Genomic DNA, 22,177 nt, shown 5'->3' with positions numbered 1-22,177 from the left:
CACCCGAACCAGCACACCCGGAGCCCCCTCGTGTCCACCCCCGCCGAGTTCCCCGTCACCTGGGCCCCGCGCCGCACCCGCGCCGTGCTGCTGCCGGTCTGCGCGCTGCTGGTGGTGCTGTTCGCCGTGATGGCGATCGCCCTCCCGGCGAACTGGCAGCTCAATGACCGGATCATGATGGCCACCAGCGGCGTGCTGTTCGCCGGCGTCGGCCTGATGCTGGCCCGGCCGCGGGTCAGCGCCGACGCCCAGGGCGTGACCGTGGTCAACTTCGTCCGCAGCCGCCGGCTGGCCTGGGCGGAGATCGTCGGCGTGAACTTCCGCCAGGGCGACCCGTGGGCCACCCTCGACCTCGCCGACGGCACGTCGCTGGCCGCCGTCGGCATCCAGTCCGGGGTCGGCAAGGCCCAGGCCATCGCCGACGCCCGCGCGCTGCGCGACCTGGTCGCCCACCACAGCGCCTGAACGGGCCCGACACGGTACCGGCCGCCGGGCGGGTCCGAACGCGGATCCTACGGTCGCACGGGTATGGTCTACGCTGGTAAAAGCGGGGCAAAGGTATTGCCCTGCCCGAAATCGACCTGAGGAGTGACACTCCCCGTCCATGGACGATCCGTCCGGTAGTACCTGCGCCGCCCATCTTCCGGCCACCGGAAGGCAGGCGGCACTGTGATCACGGCCTGGCTGCTGCTCTTCGCGGCCCTCCTGCTCATCCTCGCCAACGGCCTCTTCGTGGCCGCCGAGTTCGCCTTCGTGACCGTGGAGCGCGGCGCCGTCGAGCGCGCCGCCGAGGCCGGGGACGCCAAGTCCGGCCGGGTCTCCCGGGCCCTGCGACACCTCTCCTTCGAACTCTCCGGCGCCCAACTCGGCATCACCGTCACCTCGCTGGTGGTCGGCATGCTCGCCGAGCCGGCGCTGTCGACCCTGCTGAAGCCGGTGTTCACCGGCATCGGCCTGCCCGCCGGGGCCGCCCGCGGCGCCGCCGTGGTGATCGGCATGCTGCTCGCCACCGTCGTCCAGATGGTGATCGGCGAGCTCGTCCCGAAGAACTGGGCGATCTCCCACCCGCTCCAGGTGGCCCGCGCGGTCGCCGCCCCGCACATGGCGTTCTCCCGGGTCTGCCGGCCGCTGATCAGCGTGCTGAACGGCTCCGCGGACCGCACCGTGCGCGCCTTCGGCATCGAGCCGCAGGAGGAGCTGGGCCACGCCCGCACCCCCGCCGAGCTGGTCTCGCTCGCCCGGCACTCCGCCAAGGCGGGCGCGATAGACGAGGAGTCGGCCACCCTGTTCGTGCGGACCCTCGGCCTCGGCGACCTCACCGCCGAGTCGGTGATGACCCCGCGCGTCGACGTGTCCGCCCTCCAGCGCGACGCCAGCGCCGCCGACGTCCTCAACCTCACCCGGGCCACCGGCCTGTCCCGCTTCCCGGTCTACGCCGACAGCCTGGACGAGGTCACCGGCACCGTCACGCTCAAGGACGCGCTGGCCGTCCCGGCCGCGCGGCGCGCCGCCGTGCGGGTCGGCGACCTCGCCGTCCCGCCGCTGCTGGTGCCCGAGACGCTCCCCGCCGAGCGGCTGCTTGACCAGCTGCGCCGGCTCCAGCCGATGGCCATCGTGGTCGACGAGTACGGCGGCACCGCCGGCGTGGTCACCGTCGAGGACATCGTCGAGGAGATCGTCGGCGCGGTGCAGGACGAGCACGACCCCGCCGACACCCCCGAACTGCTGCTGCTGCCGCCGGTCGACGGGCAGCCCGTCTGGGCGGCCGACGGCCGCGCCCGGCTCGACCAGCTGGAGGCCATCGGCCTGCATGCCCCGGAGGGCCCCTACGAGACGCTGGCCGGCCTGGTCGCCGACCTGCTGGGCAAGCTCCCCGACCCCGGTGAGCAGGCCGAACTGCCCGGCTGGCGGTTCACCGTCGAGGCCGTGGACCGGCACCGGACCAGCCGGGTCCGGGTGGAACGGACCGCCGGGCACCACCACTTCCTGGGCGACGACGAGGACGGGACCCGATGACCGCGCTCCAACTGGCCGTCGCGCTCCTGCTGCTGCTCGGCAACGCCTTCTTCGTCGGCGCCGAGTTCGCCGTCGTCTCGGTCCGGCGCAGCCAGATCGAACCGCTCGCCGAGGCCGGCAACAAGCGCGCCCGCACCGTGCTGCACGCGCTGTCCAACGTCTCCGCGATGCTCGCCGCCGCCCAGCTCGGCATCACTGTCTGCTCGCTGGGCCTGGGCGCGCTCGCCGAGCCGACCATCGCCCACCTGCTGGAGGGCCCGTTCCACGCGATCGGCATCCCCGCCGGCCTCCAGCACCCGCTGGCGTACGGCATCGCGCTGGCCGTCGTGGTCTACCTGCACATGGTGATGGGCGAGATGGTGCCGAAGAACATGGCACTGGCCGGTCCCGAGAAGGCCGCGCTCTGGCTCGGCCCGCCGCTGGACCGCCTGGCCCGCTGGCTGGCCCCGGTGATCGCCTTCCTCAACACCTTCGCCAACGGCGTGCTCAAGCTGTTCAAGGTGGAGAGCAAGGACGAGGTGGAGTCGGTGTTCACCACCGAGCAGCTGATGTACCTGCTCGCCGACTCCGGGGACGCCGGCCTGCTGGAGAAGGACCGCCAGGAGCGCCTGGAGGACGCCCTGGAGCTGGGCCGCCGCCCGCTCACCGACGTCCTGCTCACCCCCGAGCAGCTGGTCACCGTGGACACCAAGGTGACCGCCGCCCAGATCGAGGAGCTGTCGCTGCGCACCGGCTTCTCGCGCTTCCCGGTCACCGACGGCGACCCGGCCGGCCACGGCTACCTCGGATACCTGCACCTCAAGGACATCCTGGACGTCGAGGACCCGACGGTGCCCGTCCCGGCCCGCCTGTGGCGGCCGATCACCGTGCTGCGCGGCACCCTGCCGCTGGACGACGCGCTGGGCGCGATGCGCCGGGCCGCCTGCCACCTCGCGGCGGTCCTCGACCAGGACGGGCGCACGCTCGGCGTGGTGATGCTGGAGGACGTGCTGGAGGAGCTGGTCGGCGAGGTGCACGACCCGGACCACCGCTCGGCGGCGTGAGTTCCTGAAGCGGCTTCGCTCTCGGCGATTCCGCTCTGAGCGTTCGCCCGTTCCCATGCCGGCCACCCGATGTGCAGGGTGGTCGGCATGAGACTTCTCCTGTTGGGTGGTACGGAGTTCGTGGGGCGGGCCGTCGCCGAGGCGGCGCTGGAGCGGGGATGGGAGGTGACGGTCTTCCACCGGGGGACGCGCGCCGCGCCGCCCGGGACGCGGGTCCTGCGCGGGGACCGCACGGCCGGGGACGGGCTCGCCGCCCTGGCCGAGGGGGAGTGGGACGCGGTGGTGGACACCTGGTCGTCCGCCCCGTCGGTGGTGCGCGACAGCGCCCGCCTGCTGGCCGGCCGGGTCGGCCGCTACGCGTACGTGTCCAGCCGGTCGGTGTACGCCTACCCGACGCCGGCCGGCTCCGACGAGAGCGCCCCGGTGGTGGACGGCTCGCCGGACGACGGCGAGGTGCCTTACGCCGAGTCCAAGCGCGGCGGCGAACTCGCGGCGCTGGACGCGTTCGGCGACCGGGCGCTGCTGATCCGCGCCGGGCTGATCGTCGGACCGTACGAGAACATCGGCCGGCTGCCCTGGTGGCTGAACCGGATCGCCCGCGGCGGCCCGGTCCTCGCCCCCGGCCCGCGCGACCTCCCCCTCCAGTTCATCGACGTCCGCGACCTCGCCGCCTGGACCCTGGACGCGGTCGAGGCGGGCCTCGGCGGCCCGTACGACCTGGTCGGCCCGCGCGGGCACTGCACCACGGGCGAACTGCTGGAGGCCTGCGCGGCGGTCACCGGCGGGGACGCCGAGCTGCGCTGGACGGCCCCGGAGGCGATCGCCGCCGCCGGGATCGAGCCGTGGACGGAGCTTCCGTTCTGGACCCCGCCGGGCGAGCTGTACGACGCCGTGCACGGCACGGACGTCGGCAAGGCGCTGGCGGCCGGGCTGCGCTGCCGCCCGGCCGCCGAGACGGTCGCCGACACCTGGGCGTGGCTGCGCTCGATCGGCGGGGTCGCTCCGCAGCGCCCGGACCGGCCCGCGGTCGGCCTGGACCCGGTGAAGGAGGCCGGGGCGCTGGCCGGCTGACGCCCGCACTCGTCGGGGCCGGGGCGGCGCTACCCGCTCTGGCCCCGGCCGTCGATCAGCTCGCCGTAGGCCTGCACCAGGTCCGGCAACCGCAGGGTGGCGAGGTCCTCCCGGCCGGGCGGCTCGCGCAGCAGGGTGAGCCGCAGGTCCCGGTAGGCGCAGGACTTCTCGTACAGGGTGCGGATGAACCGGCCGTTGCCGAGGTCGTCGATCCAGCCCTCGCGGACCACATGGGTGCAGATCGAGGCCAGTTCCTCGGCGGCGTCCTCGTCCCAGCCGTCGCCGTCCTGGCCGGCGAGCGCGGCGCCGATCGCGGTCAGCTCGCCGGGCCGGTAGCTGGGGAAGTCGACCCGGGTGGTGAAGCGGGAGTTGAGGCCGGGGTTGGTGGCCAGCAGCCGGTTCATGCCCTCGGGGTAGCCGGCCAGGATCACCACCAGCCGGTCCCGGTTGTCCTCGGCGCGCTTGAGCAGCACCTGGAGCGCCTCGTCGCCGTACGCGTCGCCCTTGCTGTAGCCGGAGTTGGAGAGGCTGTAGGCCTCGTCGATGAACAGCACGCCGTCCAGCGCGGAGTCGATCAGCTCATTCGCCTTGACCGCCGTCTGGCCAAGGAACTCGCCCACCAGGTCGGCTCGTTGGGCCTCCACCAGATGGTCGCCGGAGAGCAGGCCGAGGGCGTGGAAGACCCGGCCGAGGATCCGCGCGACGGTGGTCTTGCCGGTGCCGGAGGGGCCGGAGAAGACGAAGTGGCGCTTGGGCGGCTGGACCGGCAGGCCCTGCTCGGCGCGCAGCCGGGCCATCCGCAGCTGCGCGGAGAGCGCTCTGACCTGCCGCTTGACCGGCTCCAGCCCGACCATCCGGGAGAGTTCGGCCAGCGCCGCGTCCAACTCGGCCTGGTCGCCCTCGCGTTCGAGCGCCGGGTAGGCGCTGGTGACGCGGGGGAGGACGGCCTCGCCGCGCGCCGGGGCGGGCGCCGCGGGGGAGACGGCGGCGGGCTGCGGGGCGGTGGACCCGGAGCGTCCGCCGGTGCTGAGCGGGGGCGGGGTGCCGGCGCCGCCGGAGCGGTTGTCGGTGCCCGCGCCGCCCGGTCCGGCGCCGCCCGGTCCGGCGGGGGTCGGGACGACCGGGTAGCAGTCGCCGTCCGGCGCGGTCCCGTCCGGCTCGGCGTCACCCGCCCCGCCCGCCGAGTCCGGTCCGCCGGGGAACGGCGCGTCCGCCATCGGCCCGTCGAGAACCGGCGCGTCGAGGAACGGCCCGTCGAGGACCGGTCCGCCGAAGGGGTCCGGCAGGCCGGGGGAGCCGGCCGCGGGGTCCGTGCCGAGCGGCTCGAAGTCCAGCAGCGCGGCGTCCAGCGCTTCGTCCTCCGGCCCGCCCACCCGCCCGGCCTCCCGGCCGCCGGCCCCGAGGGAGTCCAGCAGGGTGTCGGCGAGGGCGTCCTCGGCCGAGATCGCCGCGAGCCGCGCGGCGGTGTCCATGAACGACGGATCCGCCCGGTGCACCGCCCGGTAGAGCGGTAACGCGGCCGCGCTGCGCCCGGCGCCCTCGTAGGCGCGGCCCAGCCAGTAGCGCAGCTCCTTGCGCTGCGGCTGCTCGGAGCGGCAGCGGGCGAGCGAGGCGGCGAGCGGGGCCTGGGCCTGGGCGCACATGTCCAGCCGGACCCGCGCCATGCCGGCGAACAGGCCGGCCTCGATGCCGAGGAGCTGGTCGTCGAGCAGCCGGTCGGTGTCCTGGACCAACTGCTCCCAGTCCTTGAGCAGATAGGAGCGGCAGGCGTGCAGGAAGCGGGCCGAGGGGTCCTCGGCCGGGGTCGGGCACTGCCCCAACGCCTGGTCCAGCTCGGTGAGGTGACGGCCGTCCAGCCAGTGCGAGGCGTGCGCGAGGGCGAGGTCGCGGGGGGTCTCCAGCACCGGCTGCACCCACCAGCCGAGCCAGTACCAGGAGCTGAGCGGCCGGGCGTGCCGGCGGCGCTGCTCGCCGAAACGCTTGCGGTGGCGGTACATCGCGAGCAGCGCGCCGGAGGTGTCGCTGCGCAGCGCGTGCAGGCCGAGCCAGGCGTCGGCCATGCCGGGGTCGAGCCGCACGGCGGCGCGGAACTCCTCCTCGGCGCGGCTGTACGCCCCGGCCGTGTAGGCGTCCATGGCACGCAGCCAGGCGCGGTCGGCGAGCCGGTTCGGTGCCGGGCCGCCCGCGTTGTCGCTCTGGGAACTCTCCGTCGTCACTCACGCCCCCCGCGGTGTGGCTCGGGGCCCGGCCGGTGCGGTGGTGCGCGGACCCCGCCGGTGGTCGTCTGCCCCCGGGGCGCATATGCGCCTGCCTGGAATCGTACCGGCGCGGAGCTGATCCGGAAGGGTGCCGCGCGATGTCAAAAGCGATCGGGCGGGCGGCCGTTGACGGGTGGCCGGAGCGGGGGAGGGCGGACCGGGCGGTATCCCCGGCTCACGGGGGAACAAGCCGGGGATACCGGGTCCGAGGTTGCGGAATCAGTGGTTCCGGCAACGAATGAGAACTTATTTCGTGGCGAGACCGCAGGTCAAGGGGGTTGTTGAAGGTTCACCGACGGTGCCCGGCGCGATCCGCCCGGTCACCCCGTCGACCACCGTGCCGGCGAACGGGCGGCTCGGGTCGGCGGCGAAATGCGCCGATTCGGCGACGGCCCAGCCGGCCCAGAACTCCGCCAGCTCCGGTCCGTCGCGCTGCTCGCCGCGCCGCCGGGCCGCCGCCGCGTCGAGTTCCATCCACACCAGCCGGCTCAGCCAGGGCCGCACCGCGCGCCGCCCGGCGCCCACCCCCTCGACCAGCACCACCGGCGCGAGCGGCACCACGGCCGTCCCCTCGAAGCGGCGCAGCGTCCAGTCGTACACTCGGTGCGCCGCGTCCCGCCCCGCCGCCAGCGGCTCCAGGACCTCGGTGCGCAGCCGCTCCGTCCAGCCGAACGGCTCGGCGTGGGTCGCCAGGTCGTCCAGGTGCACCACCGGGGCGCCGCCGAGCGCGGCGGCCAGCCGGCCGGCGAAGGTCGTCTTGCCCGAGCCCGCGTGCCCGTCCACCGCGACCAGCCGCACCGGGCCGCAGGACGGCGGTAGCGCCCGCAGTCCGTCGGCGAGCGCGGCGAGCGCGTTCCGGGCGTCGCGGGCGTCGCCGGCGGTGCGGGGCCCCATTACCGGGGCGGCGGAGGTCTCGGAAGCAGCCACAACGTCAACCCTACGGGGGGCCGTGCGCCGATACGGACAGTGATCCGGTGCAGGTCGTGACGGCGGCGCCATGATCGGGCATACTCGCATCGCCGAGCATGTGAACGGCCGTTCACCGTGATCCGGTGCCGGCCGGGCCGAGCTGCCACACCCCGCGCGGGCCCGATCACACCCCGGGGCGCGCACGACCGAGGAGGCGACCAGCCACCATGACCACCTCCCCCGCGAAGGCCGTCGACCGCCAGCTCCCCAGCGAGGAGGCCCGCGAGCTCCTCGGCCTCACCCGCGATCTGGTCCAGCGCGAGCTGCTGCCGCGCGCCGCGCAGGACGAGGCCGCCGGCCGGTTCCCGCGCGAGGTCTTCCGCACGCTCGGCGAGGCCGGGCTGCTCTCGCTCCCCTACGAGGAGCGCCACGGCGGCGGCGACCAGCCCTACGAGGTCTACCTCCAGGTCCTGGAGGAGCTGGCGGCCGGCTGGCTGGCGGTGGGCCTCGGCGTCAGCGTGCACACCCTCTCCTGCCACGCCCTCGCCACCTTCGGCACCGACGAGCAGCGCGAGCGCTGGCTGCCCGGCATGCTCTCCGGCGAGCAGCTCGGCGCCTACTGTCTCTCCGAGCCGCAGTCCGGCTCCGACGCCGCCGCCCTGCGCACCCGCGCCGCCCTGGACGGCGACGAGTACGTGGTGAACGGCACCAAGGCCTGGATCACCCACGGCGGCCAGGCCGACTTCTACAGCGCGCTGGTGCGCACCGGCGAGGAGGGCGCCCGCGGCATCAGCTGCCTGCTGGTGCCCGGCGCCCAGCCCGGCCTCTCGGCCGCCCCGCCGGAGCAGAAGATGGGCATGAAGTCCTCGCCGACCGCCCAGCTGCACTTCGACGGCGTCCGGGTCCCGCGCGAGCGGCTGATCGGCACCGAGGGCCAGGGCTTCCAGATCGCGCTCGCCGCACTGGACTCCGGCCGGCTCGGCATCGCCGCCTGCGCGATCGGCGTCGCCCAGGCCGCGCTCGACCTCGCCGTCGACTACGCGCGCACCCGCCGCCAGTTCGGCCGCCCGATCGCCGACTTCCAGGGCCTGTCGTTCATGCTCGCCGACATGGCCACCCAGATCGAGGCCGGCCGCTCGCTCTACCTGTCCGCCGCCCGCCGCCGCGACGCCGGCCTGGCGTTCTCCAAGGAGGCGGCGATGGCCAAGCTGTTCTGCACCGACACCGCGATGCGGGTGGCCACCGACGCCGTCCAGGTGCTCGGCGGCTACGGCTACACCCAGGACTTCCCGGCCGAGCGCTTCATGCGCGAGGCCAAGGTGCTGCAGATCGTCGAGGGCACCAACCAGATCCAGCGCCTGGTGATCGGCCGCCACCTCACCAAGTCCTGACCCCCCCCGAACGGCCGGGTCCGGCTCTCGCGGGAGCCGGTCGGCCCGGCCCGGAAACGGCCCCCGGGCGTCACCCCAGGGTGCGGGGTGACGCCCGGGGGCCGTTCCTGTCCAACCGTCAGGGGCCGTACGGCGGGCGGGTGTTCAGCGCCGCGAGAAGCGGCCGCGCTGCTCCGGGATGGCCGGTGCGGGGACCGAGCGGACCGGGCGGTGCACCATCGCGTGCGAGAACGGCTGGGTGCGCCAGTCGAGCCCGCCCGGCAGCGTCAGCAGCGCGTCCAGGCCGGCCGACCCGGCCTCCTCCGCGCTCTCCACCTCGACCAGGTCGTCCGTCGGCGCGCCCGAACCGGGGCAGAGCGCGGGCGAGAAGGGGTGCCAGGGGCGCGGCAGGACGGCGTGCTGCGGCAGCCGCTCCTCGTCGCCCACCAGCGCGATCGGGCGCCGGCAGGACGGGCAGTGCACCCGGGCGATCTCCCAGGTGTCGGCCTCGCCCGGATCCAGCCCCGGCGCGGTCTCGTCGGGGACCGCGAGATCCTCGCGGTCGGTCGTATCGTGGGCGTCGTCCGCGCCCGTCGGGCGCTGGTCGGTAACGCGCATGGTGATCCCCCTCGGATCGGGCCCGGCGTGGTCGCCCGGGGCCACAACCAGCACTTCCCGCCGAAACGGACTCATAACCCTGCGGTTCGGCGCACTGTGATGCACCGGGTGTGTCCTTCGCCACATTCGTCCGGCATGTGCCCGCGCGACACCCCAGGGCGCGCCGGGTGACGCGCCGCGCCCTCCTCCCGGCCCCGCGCACGCCCCCGAGGTCGGACGCCGTGCGCCCCCCGTGCCGCGATCCGCGCGCCCCCGAGGGGGTAGGTTTGCGCCTTGTGGAGGATCTCGACCAACGCATCGTCCAGCTGCTCCTCCAGGACGGCCGGATGAGCTACACGGACCTGGGCAAGGCCACCGGCCTGTCCACCTCGGCGGTGCACCAGCGGGTGCGCCGGCTCGAACAGCGCGGGGTGATCCGCGGCTACACCGCGATCGTCGACCCCGACGCCGTCGACCTGGCGCTGACCGCCTTCATCTCGGTCAAACCCTTCGACCCCAGCGCCCCGGACGACACGCCCGAACGCCTGGCCGACCTGCCCGAGATCGAGGCCTGCCACAGCGTCGCCGGCGAGGAGAACTACATCCTCAAGGTCCGCGTCGGCGCCCCCGGCGACCTGGAGGACCTGCTGGCCCGCATCCGCAGCGCCGCCGGCGTCTCCACCCGCACCACCGTCGTCCTGTCCACCCCCTACGAGGCCCGCCCCCCGAAGCTCTGAGCGGGCGCCGCGGGGGTGCAGACTAGGCCGCATGACCGAACGCAACTCCCGGACCGTCCTGCTGCGCGGCGGCGCCGTCTACAGCCCCGCCGACCCCTTCGCCACCGCCATGCTCGTCGAGGGCGAGCACGTCGCCTGGGTCGGCAGCGACGGCGCCGCCGAGGCGTACGCGCGGACCGCCGACGAGATCGTCGAGCTGGACGGCGCCCTGGTCACCCCCGCCTTCGTCGACGCCCATGTGCACGCCACCTCCGCCGGGCTCGCGCTCACCGGCCTCGACCTCACCGGCGCCCCCTCGCTGGCCGCCGCGCTGTCCGCGCTCACCGCCTTCGCCGCCGCCGGGGAGCGGCCCGGCGGCGTGCTGATCGGCCACGGCTGGGACGAGACCGGCTGGCCGGAGGGCCGCCCGCCGACCCTCGCCGAGCTGGACGCCGCCGCCGGGGGCGCCGCCGTCTACCTCTCCCGCACCGACGTGCACTCCGCGCTCGCCACCACGGCGCTTCGCGCCCTCACCGAGGGCCTCGCCGGGCAGCCCGGCTTCGACGCCGACGGCCCGCTCACCCGCGACGCCCACCACGCCGTGCGGCGCACCGCGCTCGCCCGGCTCACCGCCGAGCAGCGCCGCGCCGCCCAGCGCGCCACCCTGGCCCGCGCCGCCGAACTCGGCATCGGCGCCCTGCACGAGTGCGCCGGCCCCGACATCTCCTCCGAACAGGACCTCGCCGGCCTGCTGGAGCTGGCCGCCGGGGGCGAGGGCCCCGAGGTGTTCGGCTACTGGGGCGAGCTGAGCGAGCGCGGCGGCGTCGAGACCGCCCGCCGGCTCGGCGCCGTCGGCGCCGGCGGCGACCTCTTCGTCGACGGCGCGCTCGGCTCGCGCACCGCCTGCCTGCACCACGACTACCGCGACGCCGCGCACACCGGCACCGCCTACCTGACCGCCGCCCAGGTCGCCGACCACGTCGCCGCCTGCACCGAGGCCGGCCTCCAGGCCGGGTTCCACGCCATCGGCGACGCCGCGATCGCCGCCGTCGTGGAGGGCGTCCGGGCCGCCGGCGAGCGGGTCGGCGCCGACCGGGTCCGGGCGCAGCGCCACCGGGTCGAGCACGCCGAGGCGCTGGACGACAAGACCGTCGCCGCCTTCGCCGAGCTGGGCCTGACCGCCTCCGTGCAGCCCGCCTTCGACGCCGCCTGGGGCGGCCCGGACGGCATGTACGTGCAGCGCCTCGGCGCCGAGCGGGCCGCCGCGCTCAACCCGTTCGCCGCGCTGCTGCGCTCCGGCGTCCCGCTGGCCTTCGGCTCGGACGCCCCGGTCACCCCGCTCGACCCGTGGGGCACGGTGCGGGCCGCCGCCTTCCACCGCACGCCCGAGCACCGGATCTCGGTGCGGGCCGCGTTCACCGCCCACACCCGCGGCGGCTGGCGCGCGGTTGGCCGCGACCAGGACGGCGTGCTCGTCCCCGGCGCGGTCGCCAGCTTCGCCGTCTGGGCCGCCGGGGACCTCGTCGTCCAGGCCCCGGACGACCGGGTGGCCGGCTGGTCCACCGACCCGCGCTCCGGCACCCCGGGCCTGCCCGACCTCACCCCCGGCGAGCCGCTGCCCACCTGCCTGCGCACCGTGGTCCGCGGCCGCACCGTCCACCTGGCCGCGGCGTAGGGCGGTCAAGCGGATGATCATGGCGGGGGCGGGCCGTAGATTCTCCGGCATGACCGATCACCCGCTCGTACCCGCCGCCTTCACCGTCCCCCGCACCCTCATCGCCGAGGGGTTCCGCCTGGAACCCCTCGGCGAACAGCACAACGAGGCCGACCACGTCGCCTGGAGCGCCAGCATCGGCCACATCCGCGCCACCCCCGGCTGGGAACACGGCCACTGGCCCCCGGTCGAGGGCATGAGCCCGGAGCGCAACCTCGCCGACCTGCGCCGGCACGCCGCCGACTTCGAGGCCCGCCGGGGCTTCACCTACACCGTCCGGGAGACCCCCGGCGACGCCGTCGTCGGCTGTGTCTACCTCTACCCGGACGACGAGCGGCCGGGCGGCGCCAGGGTCAGCTCCTGGGTCCGCGCCGACCGCGCAGTCCTGGACGCCGCCGTGTACCGGGCGGTCCGCGCCTGGCTCGCCGCCGACTGGCCGCTCGCCGAGGTCCGGTACGCCCCCCGCTGAGCGACGGCGGAACGACCCTCAGCTCACGACGGGGTGTCGTTCCGGGGTACCTTCTTCGGACAGCGTCCGAACAGCCGCCCCGCGCCCTGCGCGGAGCGGCGTCGAGAGAGATGGTGCGACGGTGGCCATGCCCGTCACCCAGGAGCGGTCCGGGACCGCGCCCGAGACCCCCGACGAGGCACCCGGCCCGGGCCGGGTCGCCCGCGCCCTCGCCAGGATCCGGGCCGGCCTTCCCCGCACCGGGCTGGCCGCGCTCGCCGGACTGCTGCTCGCGCTGGCCTTCCCGCCCTTCGACCTCTGGCCGCTGTCGGTCCTCGGCGTCGCCGCGCTCTCCCTGCTCACCCGGGGCCGCACCGCCCGGCAGGCGGCCTGGACCGGCTTCGCCTTCGGCCTGCCGTTCTTCCTGATGCTGCTGAGCTGGCTGCGAGTGATCGGCTGGGACGCCACCATCGGCCTGTCGGTCGTCGAGGCGCTGTTCCTGGCCGCCCTCGGCTCCGGTCTCGCCGTCACCTCCCGGCTGCCCGGCTGGCCGCTCTGGGGCGCCTGCCTGTGGATCACCCAGGAGTGGGCCCGCGACCGGCTGCCGCTCGGCGGCTTCCCCTGGGGCCGGCTCGCCTTCGCCAACACGGCCACCCCGTACACCCCGCTGGCCGCGCTCGGCGGCGCCCCGCTGGTGACCTTCGCCGTCGCCCTCTCCGGCACCCTGCTGGCCTGGGCCGCCCTGCGGGTGGCCGGCCGGGGCGCCGCGCGCCGCCCGGTGCAGGCCGCGGCCGCCGGGCTCGGCGCCGTCGCCGCGATGCTCGCCGGCTACCTGGTGCCGGTGCCCACCGCGCCCGCCGACACCGTCAAGGTCGCCGTCATCCAGGGCAACGTGCCCAACCCCGGCATGGACTTCCTGGGCCGCCCGATGATGGTGCTCAACAACCACGCCGCCGCCACCGAGAAGCTCGCCGAGGACGTCAAGGCCGGCCGGGCCGAGAAGCCGGACATCGTGATCTGGCCGGAGAACTCCTCCGACCTCGACCCGTTCAGCGACCCGCTGGCCTACGCCCGGATCGACGAGGCGGTGCGCGCGATCGGCGTGCCCACCCTGGTCGGCACCCTGGTCGACGGCCCGGACGAGCAGCACGTGCAGAACGAGGGCATCGTCTGGGACCCGGTGACCGGCCCCGGCGCCTCCTACACCAAGCAGCACCCGGTGCCGTTCGGCGAGTACGTGCCGTTCCGCGACCAGCTGTCCAAGGTCATCACCCGGCTCCAGCGGGTCGCCCGGGACTTCTACCCCGGCGACCACAACGGCGTCATGCAGCTCGGCCCGGCCCGGATCGGCGACGTCATCTGCTTCGAGGTCGCCTACGACGAGATCGTCCGCGACACCGTCGACCAGGGCGCCCGGGTGCTCGTCGTGCAGACCAACAACGCCACCTACGCCAAGACCGGCCAGCCGGAGCAGCAGCTCGCGATGAGCCGGCTGCGCGCCGTCGAGCACGGCCGCGCGGTGCTGATCGCCGCGACCAGCGGCATCAGCGCGGTGATCGCCCCGGACGGCAGCGTCGTCCAGCGCACCGAGGAGCTGACCGCCGCCGAGCTGTCCGCGACCGTCCCGCTGCGCGACGGCACCACCGTCGCCGACCGGGTCGGCGCCGTGCCCGAGTGGACCCTCGCCGTGGCCGGACTGCTCGCCTGCGCGGGCGGGATCGTCCTGGCCAGGAGGCGTGGAACACAGACCGCCGGCCGGCCGTTGGACCAGGTGGTGCCGTAGCCGGCCCGGACCTCCCGTGCGGCGCGCAGAGCACCGCCTGGAGTGGATTCGTACCGTGACCCAGCAAGCTACCCCCGCCCGTCCGGCGCCGCGCTCGAAGCTGCGGCGGGTGCTGCCGTTGCTGCTGACCGCCTGGCTGGTGCTGGAGATCTGGCTGCTGGTCCAGGTCGGCTCGTGGCTGGGCGGCCTGACCGTGGTACTGCTGCTGATCGCCGGCGCGGTGCTCGGCGGCTCGCTGATCAAGCGGGCCGGCGCCCGGGCGCTGTCCGCGGCCCTGGCGCAGACCCGCGACCCGAAGTCGGAGCAGCCGCAGACCGGCACCAGCCTGACCGTGCTGGCCGGCCTGCTGCTGATCCTGCCGGGCTTCCTCTCGGACGTCCTGGCGCTGACCCTGCTGTTCCCGCCGACCCGCGCGCTGTGGCGGGCGGCCGGGCGCCGGTTCGCCGACAAGGCGCTGCGCTCCACGGTGGGCGCCGGGGCCGACCCGTTCGCGGACGCGATGCGGCTGCAGGAGCAGCTGCGCATCCACCGGCCGGACGGCAAGGTGATCCAGGGCGAGGTGGTCGAGCCGGGCGAGGGTCCGGCGGCCGGGCCGCAGGGGCCGGACACCACCTACCGGCCGCCGATCAACGGCTGACCGCCCGCGGCGGTGCACCGGTGCACCGCCGCACCGGCCAATGCGAGCACCGGCCCATGCGAAAGGGACCCTGGTGACCAGGGTCCCTTTTCGCGTGCCCCCGCCCGTCGGCGGGAGCGGGGTCAGGCGCTCTTGCGGGTGTCCCGCGGGTGCACCGCGAGGTTCATCCCACCGGAGCGGAGCACGGCCAGCCGCTCGGCCAGCACCTCCTCCAGCTCCTCGCGCGTCCGGCGCTCCATCAGCATGTCCCAATGGGTGCGCGTCGGCTTCACCTTCTTCTCCTCCGGCTCGTCGCCGTCGAGGAGCACCGCCTCCTGGCCACAGAAACGGCATTCCCAGGCCTGCGGAATCTCCGCCTCGACCGAGAAGGGAACCTCGAATCGGTGTCCGTTCTGACATGCGTACTCGACGGTCTGGCGGGGAGCCAGATCAATACCGCGGTCGGTCTCGTAGCTAGTGGCCCCGAGTCGCGTGCCGCGGAGAGCTCGCTCGCTCATGAATCGTGCCTCCCGGGCTTATGGCCCACAGGACTAGTGGTCGCTGTTCTTCGTCGTTCGGTCAACGCTCGGCTTCCGACGAAGATTCCCGTCCCGGGACATGCGTCGTCTGTCGTGCCGCCCCTGTTTGTACCCACCAGCGCCCGATTTGTCACATCTGGCCGGTGATATCACCCCAGGTGTCACCTATTTCACATCTGGCGATCGGTCGGCCGTTCCCGGACGAGCCTACCGGGAGGGGGGTCGGCGGCCCGCGCCGCCCCTCCCGTCCAGGGTGCCGGTCCGCCGGTCCGCCGGTGTCAGGCGAGCGGTCGGAAGCGTAGCGCGGCCGGGCCCTTGGCGAGGTCCACCCCGGTGTGCGCCTCGGGGTCGAGCTCCACCTGGACGGTCGGCGGGCCGTCCGGGAGCGGCTGGACGGGCTGTGCGGCCGGTGCGGGCGCCTCGGTGCGGGTGTCGCGGTGCGGCAGCAGGGCGATCACCGCGTCCCGCAGCGAGGCCGGGGCGTCCTCGTCCAGCGGGTCGACGGTGGCCGGCACCTGGAGGCGGACCGGGGCGCCGTTGCCGATCCGGGCGTAGCCGCGCCCGGCGGGGGTCCGGGTCGCGGGCACGATGTCCAGCGGCACGCCGAGCGCCGCGTGGCCCTCCTCCGGGCCGGTCGGGCCGAGCACCACCCGGGCCCGGGTGGTGGCCCGCAGGCTCGGGGAGATCCGGTCCCGGGCCTCGACGTCGTCGGCGACCACCACGGTGACCCGGGCGGCCCGGCCGTGCCGCAGCGGCAGCTCCAGCAGGTCCTGCGGGTCCGGGCGGCCCTCGGCGTGCGCCAGCTCGCTCAGCTCGGTCGGGTGGTCGAGCAGCAGCCACAGCGGCCGGGTGGCGTCCTCCGGCGGGGTGGTGCCGGAGTGCCGGGCGGCGTTCAGCACGGTGAGCCGGCGCCCGGTCTCCTGCGCCGCCCACTGGAGCGCGGCCAGCGCGCCGTGCAGGCTGGTCTCCACGGTGTGCACCCCGGGCCGGTTGACCAGGCAGGCGTGCTCGCCGGTCCCGGCGCCGTCGATCACCAGCAGGTCGGCGAACGGCAGGGCCTGGAGCGCCACCGAGCGGATCAGGCTGGAGGTGCCGTGGCCGCGGACGCCGAGCGCCAGCAGGTGCGGTTCGGCCGAGCGCGGGCCGGTGCGCCAGACCACCGGCGGCTGCTGGACGAGTGCCCCGCCCTGGTGCACCGGGATGGTGCGGGCGCTGCCGTCCTCGTCGGTGAAGCCGAGCACGATCTCGCCCGGCGCCGTCACGAACCGCTGGGCGGCGATGTCCGTGGGCAGCGGCGCCAGGGCGGCGATCCGCAGCCGGTTGGACTCCTCGTCCCAGTCGAAGCGGTACTCCCGGGCCCGCCCGGCCTTGCCCTGGACGACCTGCTCGATCCGGGCCCGGGCGGCCGGCTCGGTGTCGGTGAAGTACGCCGGGTAGGCGATCTCCAGCCGGACCAGCCGACCCTCGGCGTCGAACTCCCAGCCGGAGAAGACGTCCCGGTAGCCGCCCTCGTGGTGGTAGAGCGGGCCGAGCCCGTCCGGTCCGGCCAGGTACGGGGTGAGCGCGGCGTACAGGGCGGTGAGCTTGACGTCGGCGACGTCCGGCTCCGGCGGGGCGGGCGGAGCCTTGGGCGCGCGGCCCGCCCAGGCGGCGCTGGCCATCAGCGCGATCAGCGCGAACAGGAGTCCGTGCGGCAGCAGGTAGATCCCGGTCAGCATCGCGGCGGTCAGGAAGAGCGTCGGGCCGCGCCGGTCCTTCGGCGTGGCCTGCCAGCGGTCCTTGGCCCAGGCGGCGTGGTGGCGCAGCCCGCGGCCGATGACGGTGAGCGGCGCGAACATGTCGGAGGCGTGGTCGCCGGCCGTGCGGACGAGGTCGCGGCCCTTGCTGAGGTGGTTGCGGTTGAGCGGCATAGCTGGCTCCCCGGGCGAGTGGGACGGTCGGTGGGAGGCGGGCTGCAAACGGCCGGGCCCGGGGCGGTGGGATCCGCGTCCGGGCCCGTGCGGGGGAGTGGGGGGCGGTTGGGCTCCTGCACGACCTAGAACTTGATGCCGCCCAGCAGGCTGGCGAGGCTGGCGCCGCCGGCGGTGATGCTCGGCGCGATCGAGGAGCCGGCGACGTAGAAGCCGAAGAGGGCGCAGACGAGGGCATGGGAGACCTTCAGTCCGTCCCTGCGGAAGAAGAGGAAGGCGATGGTGCCGAACAGGACGATGCCGGAAATCGAGAGGATCACGGTCTGCTCCTCGGGGAGGGGACGGGACGGTGCCACGGAAAGTGCCACAATCGTGACAAAAGGTAATAGCTGATGGAACGGGGCAAATGGGTGGTTTCCGGGTGTTGCCGCTCCGTGCCGGAAAGTTCGCCCGAACGGTCGCGCGACCCCCGCGCCCGCGCGTGGTGCGCTAGCGTGCGTCCGGCGCGACCACCGACAACACCCGGACGGCCCCCGCGCGGGGCGCGTCCCCGGAGAAAGGCCGAGACATGACCGACACCCCCGACGCCGACGTGATCGCCCTGGCCGGCAGGCTGTTCGACGCCGCCCGGGCCGGTGACACCGACACCCTCGCCGCGTACGTCGACGCCGGCGCCCCGGCCGACCTCACCAACGACCGCGGCGACACCCTGCTGATGCTCGCCGCCTACCACGGCCACGCCGCCGCCGTGACCGCCCTGCTGGAGCGCGGCGCCGACCCGAACCGCGCCAACGACCGCGGTCAGACCCCGCTCGCCGGCGCCGTCTTCAAGGGCAGCGACGACGTCCTCGACGTGCTGCTGGCCGGTGGCGCCGACCCGGCGGCCGGCACCCCGTCCGCCGTCGACACCGCCCGGATGTTCGGCAAGGAGGCGCTGGTCGCCCGCTTCGAGGGGCGGCCCGAGGCGGGCTGAGCCGGGGCCTTAGGCTTGACGACCATGGAGAGCACTACCACCGGCGGACCCTTCGTGCACGACACCAGGGACGGCGGCACAGAGATCCGGATCACCGGCTTCGGTCACCCCGACGCCCAGGTGCTCGCGGCCGAGGTGCAGCAGGAGTACGTCCGCCGCTACGGCGCGGCCGATCTCACCGAGCTGCACCCCGAGCACTTCGAGCCGCCCGCCGGGCTCTTCCTGGTCGCCTATCTGGACGGCGAGCCGGTCGCCTGCGGCGGCTGGCGCGCCAAGCGGGCCGAGCCGTTCGGCATCCGCGCCACCGACGCCGAGCTGAAGCGGATGTTCGTCCGCCCCCGGGCGCGCGGCCGGGGCCTGGCCCGGGTGGTGCTGCGCCACCTGGAGCGGACCGCCGCCGAGGCCGGCCGCACCCGGTTCATCCTGGAGACCGGCACCGAGCAGCCGGAGGCCGTCGCGCTGTACGCCTCCGAGGGCTACACGGCGATCGAGAAGTTCGGCCTCTACCGCGAGCACGAGCAGAGCATCTGCCTCGGCAAGGAGTTCGACGGCGCGTCCGCCGTCTGACCCGCGCTGCGGCCGGGTAGCCTCCCGGGCGGGCCCGCGGGGTCCGGCCGGGAGGCCACTGCGCGAACGGGGGGTACGGATGGCCGGATCGCTCGCCGAACTCGCCGCGCCCGGCGGGCCGTTGGAGCGGCTGGTGACCACCGGCCTGCGTGCCGCCGGGACCGGCGGCGTCTGGTCGGTCGGCGACGCGGACGGCGTCCGTGGCCGCGGCCGCTGCGGTGTGCTCGGCCAGGGTCCGTACGGCGCGCGGCCGATGGGCCATGACACGCTCTTCGACCTGGCCAGCGTCACCAAGATCATCGCGCTCTGGCCCTGCGCCGGAGCGCTCTGGCAGGCCGGCCGCCTACCGCTCGACCGGCCGCTGCACGACTACTGGCCGTCGGCCGAGGGCCGCCCGGTCGGTGTGGTGACGGCCCGTCAACTACTTACCCATACCGCCGGAATGCCGCTGCGCACCCGGTTCGCCGAGCTCTACGGGGACGACCCGGCGGCGATCCGGGCCGGGGTGCTCGCCGCGCCGCTGCACCGCCCGCCCGGCGTCGCCGTCGAGTACACCGACCGGGCCGCCGTCCTGCTCGGCCACCTGGTGGAGTCCCTGGCGGGCGCGCCGCTCGACGAACTCGCCGCCCGGCAGACCTGGCGCCCGCTCGGCATGACCGACACCCGCTACGGCCCGCTCGGCCCCGGGCCCGCCGAGCGCACCGCCCCCACCGAGGACGAACCGTCGGCCGGCGGCCCGCTGTGCGGCGTCGTGCACGACCCCTCCGCCCGGCTGCTCGGCGGCGTCTCCGGCAACGCCGGCGCCTTCTCCACCGCCCGCGACCTGGAACGCTTCCTCACCGCCCTGCTCGCCCCGCCCGCCGGGTCCGCCGGGTCCGCGCCGCCCTGGGGCGAGCCGTGGACCGCCGAGTCGCTGCGGGTGCAGACCGGCGGACTGGCGCCCGCCCGCGGCCTGTCCTGGCTCTGCGCCGCCGGCACCGACCCGGCCGAGGGCACCTTCGTCCACTACGGCTTCACCGGCACCGGCATCTGGGTCTCCCGCCGCCGCGGCCGCTGGGCGCTGCTGCTCACCAACAAGGTCCACTACGACCGCGACTTCCAGCCGCTCACCGCCCTGCGCAACGCGTTCCGCCGGGCGGTGTTCGGCTGAGGGGGTGGTGGGACCTCAGAGCAGGGTGGACCAGTAGAACCAGAACCGGTTGAGGATCAGCAGCGCGATCACCGCCGCCCAGAGCACCGGCAGCGCCCAGTGGTAGCGGGCCGCCTCCCGGACCACCGGCCGCAGCCTCGGGCCGACCGGGATCACGCCGGAGCGCAGGTTGTGCAGCGTCGTGTACCAGAACAGCGGCACCACCGCCGCCCAGACCACCATGCAGTACGGGCAGAGCGCGCCGATGTCGTACAGCGCCTGGTCGATCAGCCAGTGCACGAAGCCCACCCCGAGCAGCGTCCCCGCCTGGAGGCCGAGCCAGAACCAGCGGCGGTACGCGGCCCCCGCCAGCAGCCCGGCGCCGACCGCCGCCAGCGCGCCGAACGCGGCCAGGCCCAGCAGCGGGTTGGGGAAGCCGAACACCTCGGCCTGGTCGGTGCGCATCACCGAGCCGCAGCTGATCACCGGGTTGAGGTTGCAGCTGGGGATGTAGGAGGGGTCCTCCAGGATCCGGAGCTTGTCGAAGGTCAGCACGGCCGAGGCGGCCAGCCCGATCAGGGCCGTGAACAGGACGAACAGCGAGAACCCGCGGCCCGCGCCGATCGGCGCCGAGGCGGGCGCGGGGGCGGGCAGGGAGGGGGAGCCGGGCAGAGCGGTCGATGCGGTCATGGCAGAGCACTCCGTGGGTGGGGAAGGGGCCGGCCCGGCCGGGAAGTCGGCCGGGCCGGTGGTGCTCACTGCAAGCCCGCGGCCTGCTTCACCTGGGCGGTGAACTGCTCCGGCGTCGCCGGGCGGTTGCCGGGGAACAGCGTCAGCGGCTTGCCGTCCACCTTCACCGTCGGCGTCCCGGTCACCCCGCTCGCGTTGAAGGCGTCCGCGACCTTCTTCGCCCACGGCGCGTACGTCCGCTCGGTGACCGCCTTGACGAACGCGTCCGTCTTCAGCCCCGGCACCTGGTCGGCCAGCTCCAGCAGGTGGTTGACGTCGCCGAAGGCGTCCTCGCGCTCCTCCGGCTGGTTGGCGTACAGCACGTCGTGGTACGCCTTGAACTTGTCCACGCCCTCGTTCACCGCGGCGCCCATCGCGGCCAGCGCGGTGCGCGAGCCCTTCCCGCCGAGGTTCTTGTCCAGGAACGCGGCCAGGTGGTACTCGACCTTGACGGTGCCGTCGTCCGCCAGCTTCTTGATGGTGTCGCCGTTGGCGGCCTCGAAGGTCTTGCAGACCGGGCAGCGGAAGTCCTCGAACACCTGGAGGGTGTGCGCGGCGTCCGGCTTGCCGTAGGTGATCACGGTGCCGTCCGGGCCGGAGGTGTTCGCCGGGACGACCAGCGCGGTCGGCTCGGCCGCCGAGGAGGACTTGTCGTCGCCGCCCTTGCTGATCGCGAGAGCGGTGCCGCCGGCCAGGGCGAGCACGGCGACGATCGAGACGCCGCCGACGATCAGCTTGCGGCGCTTGGCGGCCAGCTTCTCCTGGCGCTGCGCCTCCTGGATGCGCTCGCGGGCGCTGGTCTTCTGGGCCTGCTTGCGGGAGGGCTTCTGGTTGGGGTGAGCCATGCTCGGTCAACTCCGTGATGGGGGCGCGCCGCGGGGCGCGCGGGGCTGTCCCGCTCCGGGGGCGCGTCGCACGGCGTGCTGGGCACGGGCGCGCGCGGGCCGGAGGGGGACCGGACGGGAAGCGGAGTCGTGCGCCGCCCGCCACGGGGCCTCGAAGGGCTCGTCAGCAGGCAGGCGCGAGCAGCGGCGGGCCGCGGCGCGGGGCCGGGCTCAGCACCACGTCCTCGCGGCGCGGGCGTCGGCGGTCCGACACCGGCAGCGGCACCCGCAGCACCGGCCGGGCCGGCGCCGGGACCAGCAGCAGGACCAGCGCCCGCAGCGGCGTCGCGACGGCCTGGCGCAGCGCGCGCAGCGCCCGCCCGAGGCCCGACAGCGCGGCGTCGCCGAGCCGCAGCCAGGCGGCGGCGGCCAGCGCGATCACCAGGTGCACCAGCAGGAGCAGCACCTGGGTGGCGGCGGGCGCGAGCCGCCCGGAATGCCCCAACTGGCCGTAGAGCAGCGACGATCCGTCCACCGAGCCGCCGCCACAGACCAGCAGGTTCATGCCGCGGGCGGGGAGGTCGCCGCCGAGGACCGGACCACAGGCGGTCTGGCCCAGGTTGAAGGTCGTGTTGAGCAGCAGCTCGACCGGGACCATCACGGCCGCGATCTGCGACAGCCGCCGCTCCCCGCCGGCCAGTACGGCCGAGACCAGGAACACGACGACGGTGGCCATCGCCACCAGGGACAGCGGCAGTGGTCGGCCGGTGATGAGGACCTGGCCCAGCGCGGACAGCGGCACGGCGAGCGCGGTGAACACCGCGGCCCGCAGGGCCCTCGTCGCGTGGGTGGAGGTCGTCACGCTCCGGAGTATGCCACGACGTTTACATCGTGCACGAGGGTGCGTCCGGGGTTGCGGCCGGATCGGGGCACAGGTTGTCCCACATCGGTCGTTCGTTCGGGGA

At 75.0% G+C, this 22,177-nt stretch carries 22 protein-coding genes; 13 read left to right on the top strand and 9 right to left on the bottom strand.

Annotated features, from left to right (window positions below):
- The first annotated feature begins 30 nt into the window (after positions 1-30).
- The 4 genes from ACFZBX_RS15350 (at position 31) to ACFZBX_RS15335 (ending at position 4,130) form a co-directional block, all read left to right on the top strand.
- Complete coding sequence (locus ACFZBX_RS15350; RefSeq protein ID WP_391534241.1) at positions 31-465, top strand: PH domain-containing protein; 435 nt, start codon at positions 31-33, stop codon at positions 463-465.
- Between the two features lie 204 nt (positions 466-669).
- Positions 670-2,016: a hemolysin family protein gene (locus ACFZBX_RS15345; protein ID WP_391534240.1), complete on the top strand. Its 1,347-nt coding sequence runs from the start codon at positions 670-672 to the stop codon at positions 2,014-2,016.
- Positions 2,013-3,059, top strand: coding sequence for a hemolysin family protein (locus ACFZBX_RS15340; RefSeq protein ID WP_391534239.1), 1,047 nt, complete (start codon positions 2,013-2,015; stop codon positions 3,057-3,059). Before ACFZBX_RS15345 ends, ACFZBX_RS15340 begins: the two co-directional genes overlap by 4 nt.
- 87 nt (positions 3,060-3,146) lie before the next feature.
- Positions 3,147-4,130, top strand: a complete 984-nt coding sequence (locus tag ACFZBX_RS15335; RefSeq protein ID WP_391534238.1) for an NAD-dependent epimerase/dehydratase family protein — start codon at positions 3,147-3,149, stop codon at positions 4,128-4,130.
- 29 nt (positions 4,131-4,159) lie between these two features.
- Here the strand turns inward: ACFZBX_RS15335 and ACFZBX_RS15330 are convergent, their stop codons facing one another.
- Together ACFZBX_RS15330 and ACFZBX_RS15325 are read right to left on the bottom strand one after the other, a co-directional pair.
- Positions 4,160-6,265 carry an AAA family ATPase gene (locus ACFZBX_RS15330; RefSeq protein ID WP_391534304.1) on the bottom strand — a complete coding sequence of 702 codons (2,106 nt, stop codon included), beginning with the start codon at positions 6,263-6,265 and terminating at the stop codon, positions 4,160-4,162.
- 369 nt (positions 6,266-6,634) lie between these two features.
- Positions 6,635-7,282, bottom strand: a complete 648-nt coding sequence (locus tag ACFZBX_RS15325) for a uridine kinase (RefSeq protein WP_391534237.1) — start codon at positions 7,280-7,282, stop codon at positions 6,635-6,637.
- 242 nt (positions 7,283-7,524) lie between these two features.
- On the opposite strand from ACFZBX_RS15325, the gene ACFZBX_RS15320 reads away from it, so the two are divergent.
- The gene (locus ACFZBX_RS15320; RefSeq protein WP_391534236.1) at positions 7,525-8,688 is read left to right on the top strand and encodes an acyl-CoA dehydrogenase family protein; all 1,164 of its coding nucleotides are present in this window, start codon (positions 7,525-7,527) and stop codon (positions 8,686-8,688) included.
- A 144-nt stretch (positions 8,689-8,832) separates the two neighbouring features.
- On the opposite strand, the gene ACFZBX_RS15315 is transcribed toward ACFZBX_RS15320, so the two are convergent.
- On the bottom strand, positions 8,833-9,285 hold the full coding sequence (locus tag ACFZBX_RS15315; RefSeq protein WP_391534235.1) for a hypothetical protein: 453 nt from the start codon (positions 9,283-9,285) through the stop codon (positions 8,833-8,835).
- A gap of 275 nt (positions 9,286-9,560) precedes the next feature.
- Here ACFZBX_RS15315 and ACFZBX_RS15310 point away from each other — a divergent pair, with 275 nt between their 5' ends.
- The 5 genes from ACFZBX_RS15310 (at position 9,561) to fxsA (ending at position 14,562) form a co-directional block, all read left to right on the top strand.
- Positions 9,561-10,001, top strand: coding sequence for an Lrp/AsnC family transcriptional regulator (locus ACFZBX_RS15310; RefSeq protein ID WP_344335302.1), 441 nt, complete (start codon positions 9,561-9,563; stop codon positions 9,999-10,001).
- 31 nt (positions 10,002-10,032) lie between these two features.
- Entirely contained in the window at positions 10,033-11,655 is a 1,623-nt protein-coding gene (locus ACFZBX_RS15305; RefSeq protein ID WP_391534234.1) for an amidohydrolase, read from the top strand.
- 49 nt (positions 11,656-11,704) lie between these two features.
- Positions 11,705-12,163, top strand: coding sequence for an N-acetyltransferase (locus ACFZBX_RS15300; RefSeq protein ID WP_391534233.1), 459 nt, complete (start codon positions 11,705-11,707; stop codon positions 12,161-12,163).
- A 127-nt stretch (positions 12,164-12,290) separates the two neighbouring features.
- Positions 12,291-13,925 carry an apolipoprotein N-acyltransferase gene (gene lnt / locus ACFZBX_RS15295; protein WP_391534232.1) on the top strand — a complete coding sequence of 545 codons (1,635 nt, stop codon included), beginning with the start codon at positions 12,291-12,293 and terminating at the stop codon, positions 13,923-13,925.
- A gap of 55 nt (positions 13,926-13,980) precedes the next feature.
- Positions 13,981-14,562, top strand: coding sequence for an FxsA family membrane protein (fxsA, locus tag ACFZBX_RS15290; protein WP_391534231.1), 582 nt, complete (start codon positions 13,981-13,983; stop codon positions 14,560-14,562).
- 122 nt (positions 14,563-14,684) lie between these two features.
- Here the strand turns inward: fxsA and ACFZBX_RS15285 are convergent, their stop codons facing one another.
- The 3 genes from ACFZBX_RS15285 to ACFZBX_RS15275 all read right to left on the bottom strand — a co-directional run bounded on the left by ACFZBX_RS15285 (position 14,685) and on the right by ACFZBX_RS15275 (position 17,310).
- A complete protein-coding gene (locus ACFZBX_RS15285) occupies positions 14,685-15,059 on the bottom strand; it encodes an RNA polymerase-binding protein RbpA (RefSeq protein WP_030306127.1) in 375 nt (124 codons plus the stop codon).
- Between the two features lie 299 nt (positions 15,060-15,358).
- Entirely contained in the window at positions 15,359-16,990 is a 1,632-nt protein-coding gene (locus ACFZBX_RS15280; RefSeq protein WP_391534230.1) for a hypothetical protein, read from the bottom strand.
- Between the two features lie 125 nt (positions 16,991-17,115).
- Entirely contained in the window at positions 17,116-17,310 is a 195-nt protein-coding gene (locus ACFZBX_RS15275) for a hypothetical protein (RefSeq protein WP_350541028.1), read from the bottom strand.
- A 248-nt stretch (positions 17,311-17,558) separates the two neighbouring features.
- Between ACFZBX_RS15275 and ACFZBX_RS15270 the strand changes: the two genes are divergently transcribed.
- The 3 genes from ACFZBX_RS15270 to ACFZBX_RS15260 all read left to right on the top strand — a co-directional run bounded on the left by ACFZBX_RS15270 (position 17,559) and on the right by ACFZBX_RS15260 (position 19,680).
- Positions 17,559-17,963: an ankyrin repeat domain-containing protein gene (locus ACFZBX_RS15270; RefSeq protein ID WP_391534229.1), complete on the top strand. Its 405-nt coding sequence runs from the start codon at positions 17,559-17,561 to the stop codon at positions 17,961-17,963.
- A gap of 24 nt (positions 17,964-17,987) precedes the next feature.
- Entirely contained in the window at positions 17,988-18,530 is a 543-nt protein-coding gene (locus ACFZBX_RS15265; RefSeq protein WP_391534228.1) for a GNAT family N-acetyltransferase, read from the top strand.
- A gap of 79 nt (positions 18,531-18,609) precedes the next feature.
- A complete protein-coding gene (locus tag ACFZBX_RS15260; RefSeq protein ID WP_391534227.1) occupies positions 18,610-19,680 on the top strand; it encodes a serine hydrolase domain-containing protein in 1,071 nt (356 codons plus the stop codon).
- Positions 19,681-19,695: 15 nt separating this feature from the next.
- Here the strand turns inward: ACFZBX_RS15260 and ACFZBX_RS15255 are convergent, their stop codons facing one another.
- The 3 genes from ACFZBX_RS15255 to ACFZBX_RS15245 all read right to left on the bottom strand — a co-directional run bounded on the left by ACFZBX_RS15255 (position 19,696) and on the right by ACFZBX_RS15245 (position 22,074).
- On the bottom strand, positions 19,696-20,349 hold the full coding sequence (locus ACFZBX_RS15255; protein ID WP_391534226.1) for a vitamin K epoxide reductase family protein: 654 nt from the start codon (positions 20,347-20,349) through the stop codon (positions 19,696-19,698).
- A gap of 65 nt (positions 20,350-20,414) precedes the next feature.
- Positions 20,415-21,233, bottom strand: a complete 819-nt coding sequence (locus ACFZBX_RS15250; protein WP_391534225.1) for a DsbA family protein — start codon at positions 21,231-21,233, stop codon at positions 20,415-20,417.
- Positions 21,234-21,396: 163 nt separating this feature from the next.
- Positions 21,397-22,074: a hypothetical protein gene (locus ACFZBX_RS15245; protein WP_391534224.1), complete on the bottom strand. Its 678-nt coding sequence runs from the start codon at positions 22,072-22,074 to the stop codon at positions 21,397-21,399.
- Positions 22,075-22,177: the final 103 nt, after the last annotated feature.

It is taken from the genome of Kitasatospora sp. NPDC008115 (assembly GCF_042957205.1).
GTDB lineage: Bacteria > Actinomycetota > Actinomycetes > Streptomycetales > Streptomycetaceae > Kitasatospora.
This window is presented reverse-complemented; position numbering and strand designations above follow the sequence as displayed.